The sequence below is a fragment of the Streptomyces laculatispora genome (genome assembly GCF_017353455.1).
In the GTDB taxonomy this organism is placed as follows: Bacteria; Actinomycetota; Actinomycetes; order Streptomycetales; family Streptomycetaceae; genus Streptomyces; species Streptomyces laculatispora.
This window is the reverse complement of sequence record NZ_JAFMPZ010000417.1, coordinates 1-2,749: the sequence shown is the minus strand read 5'-3', so window position 1 is coordinate 2,749 and position 2,749 is coordinate 1. Positions and strand designations below refer to the sequence as shown.

The 2,749-nt window shown below is 75.3% G+C and carries 3 protein-coding genes; 1 reads left to right on the top strand and 2 read right to left on the bottom strand.

Annotated elements, in window-relative coordinates:
* On the top strand, positions 1-892 hold an 892-nt coding region (locus J1C73_RS21025), incomplete at its 5' end, for an NsdA family TPR-like regulatory protein (RefSeq protein ID WP_504744024.1).
* Between the two features lie 28 nt (positions 893-920).
* Here the strand turns inward: J1C73_RS21025 and J1C73_RS21020 are convergent.
* Positions 921-2,270: an NAD(P)/FAD-dependent oxidoreductase gene (locus J1C73_RS21020; RefSeq protein ID WP_207317779.1), complete on the bottom strand. Its 1,350-nt coding sequence runs from the start codon at positions 2,268-2,270 to the stop codon at positions 921-923.
* 262 nt (positions 2,271-2,532) lie between these two features.
* Positions 2,533-2,749 (bottom strand): DUF1731 domain-containing protein (locus J1C73_RS21015; protein ID WP_207317778.1); only part of this gene is annotated, 217 nt, incomplete at its 5' end.

Here is a 2,749-nt window from a genome sequence, read left to right as displayed (position 1 = left end):
GAGCGGCGACGTCGCCGCTCTGCGGTCGGTCGCCGAGCTCTTCCGCACCCTCGACCACGCCTACGGCGGCGGCCACGCCCGGCAGGCCCTGGTCCGGTACCTGGAGCACGAGACGGAACCGATGCTGCGCGGCACGTACAGCGAGGCCACCGGACGCCGGCTGTTCGCCGCCGCCGCCGATCTGACCCGCCTCGCGGGCTGGACCTCGTACGACATCGCGGCGCACGGGCTCGCCCAGCGGTACTTCGTCCAGTCCTTACGCCTCGCCCAGGCCGCCGGGGACCGGGCCTACGGCAGCTACGTCCTGATCACCATGAGCAGGCAGGCGGTCTACCTCGGACACGGCAGGGAAGCGGTCCAGCTGGCGCGGGTGGCCCAGCAGGGCATCGGCTCGGCGGCGCCGAACGCGGTCCTGGCCCTGCTGCACGCGGTCGAGGCGCGCGGCCACGGAGTGCTCGGGGAGGCCAAGGCCTGCGCGGCCTCACTGGCGCGGGCGGAGCGCGCGCTGGAGGTCTCCCGCCTCGGGGACGACGTGCCGCACTGGGCGCGCTACTTCGACGAGGCCCAGCTCGCCGACGAGTTCGGGCACTGCCACCGGGACCTCCAGCAGTACCGGGCCGCCGCGCAGCACGCGGAGCGCTCGCTCCAGCTCCGCGCCCCCGCGTACGCCCGCAGCCGGCTGTTCTGCCGGGTGGTGCTGGCCTCCGCTCGGCTCGGCCTCGGTGAGCTCGACCAGGCCTGCAGGCTGGGCGCGGAGGCCGCTCAGCAGGCCGCCGAGATGCGATCGGTGCGCGCCACGGAGTACGTGCGGGACTTCGAGCGCCGGCTCGAACCGTTCCGGGACGCCGCCCCCGTGCGCGGATACCGCGAGCGGGTTGCTGCACTCGGGTGAGACCGGCGCCCGATCCCCCGGGCCGCCCCTAAGCGGCCCGGGGGAGTGCGGCAGCGCTTCCGTACCCGGGCCGTACGCCCAGGTCGGTGAGGATCGCCCCGGCGGCGCGGCGGGCCGAGAGCAGGGCTCCCTGGACCGTGCTCGTGTCCCGGTGGTCGCCGCACACGTACAGGCCCGCGAGCAGCCGGACCGGGCGGTGCGGGTCGTGCGGGGCCTCCATCGCGGGCACCGCCTCCGGGTCGTGGTGGACGGCCAGCAGCTCCCAGTCGTCGGTGGGCGTGCCGTAGAGCGCGGCGAGATGGGCGCGGACCGCGCGGTCCGGACCGGGCGGCGGGGTGCCGAGCACCGTCGAGCTGATCAGCGTCCGGCCGTGCGGGGCGCGCGCGGGGTCGACCTCGCTCATCACCGCGGTGTGCGCGACCGGGCCCGCGCGGTCGGCGTCCAGTACCAGCGACGCCCCGGTCGGCGGGGGAGCGGGGGCGGTGTGGTGAAGCACCGTCACCGGGCGGAAGGACGGCACCCGCAGACCGGGCAGCAGTTCGGCGGCGGCGCCCGCGCCGGTGGCCAGCAGCAGTGAGCGGCAGCCCAGTTCGCCGTGCTCCTTGGTGCGTACCGAGGTGATGTCTGCGGCCGTGACCTGCACGCCCGTCCGTACGGTGCCGGGCGGCAGCGCCGCCGCCAGCAGTTCGGGCAGCGTCCCCGAACCTCCCGCCGGTACGCAGAGCCTGCCGCTCGCATAGCTGCGCAGAGCGAGATCGGCGCACCGGCTGGACGTGGTGAGTCCGGGGTCGCTGAGCAGCGCGGTGAGCAGGGGGCGTACGAAGCCGTTGAGGGTACGGGAGGGCAGGCCGCGGCCGGACAGGGCTTCGAGCGCGGTCCGTTCGGGCCGGGCCAGGACGCGGGCCCGGGGGGTGGCGGCGAGGCGGGACAGCGCCGCGCCGAGCCTGGCCTGGTCGATCGCGCCGCCCATGACCCCGGTGATGGTCCCGCCCAGCGGTGTCCGGGGGGCGCTTGCGAGGGCGCGCGCCGCCTTGAGCGCACCCCGGGCATTGCGCGCACCCCGTGCGCTCCGTATCTCCCCGGTCCGGTAGCGGCGGCCCTCGCTGTGGACGAGCACGCCGGGGGCGAAGTTCCGCAGGACGAGTCCGCCGAGTCCCGGTGCCGCGTACAGCTCGGGATACGAGGTGTTGAGGAGGGGGCCGAGGCGGTCGAGCCGGAACCCGTCCACCTCCTCGGTCAGCATCCGGCCGCCGACCCGGGGGCCGGCTTCCAGGACGCTGACGCTCAGTCCCGCACTGGTCAGTTGGTGGGCCGCTGACAGGCCGGCGATCCCTGCCCCGATGATGACGACGTCCGCGTGGTGTGCCGTGCTGAGCACGTGCCCTCCCCGAGTCGGCGCAATTGGTGGGAGGCTCTTGCCCTCAACAGGCCACCGGAATGCGCGAGTTCGCCATGAGGCTAGGAGTGCGGCCGGATATCGGCGCGGTCGCGCGCACCGGGGCACCGGTGCACGGGGTCGCACATCCGTCTGAATTGGCAGACGGGTGGGGTTCCTGACGCTGCCGGGACTCCCGGGGTCCGGGATTTCCGGTTTCCGGGGGTGGCGGCGGGCCCGCCGCCACGGCTCGGAGCGGGCCGGATCAGCGCAGTGCCGCCCGGATGGCCGCGTCGATCCCGGGGAAGGCGAACGAGAATCCCGCGTCCAGCAGCCGCCCCGGCAGCACCCGCTGACTGCCCAGCACATCCTCGGCGAAGTCGCCCAGGGCGATCCGCAGCGCCGGTGCGGGCGCGGTGAAGAGCGTCGGCCGGTGCAGCACCCGGCCCATCGCCGCCGTCACCTCGGCGTTGGTGACGGGG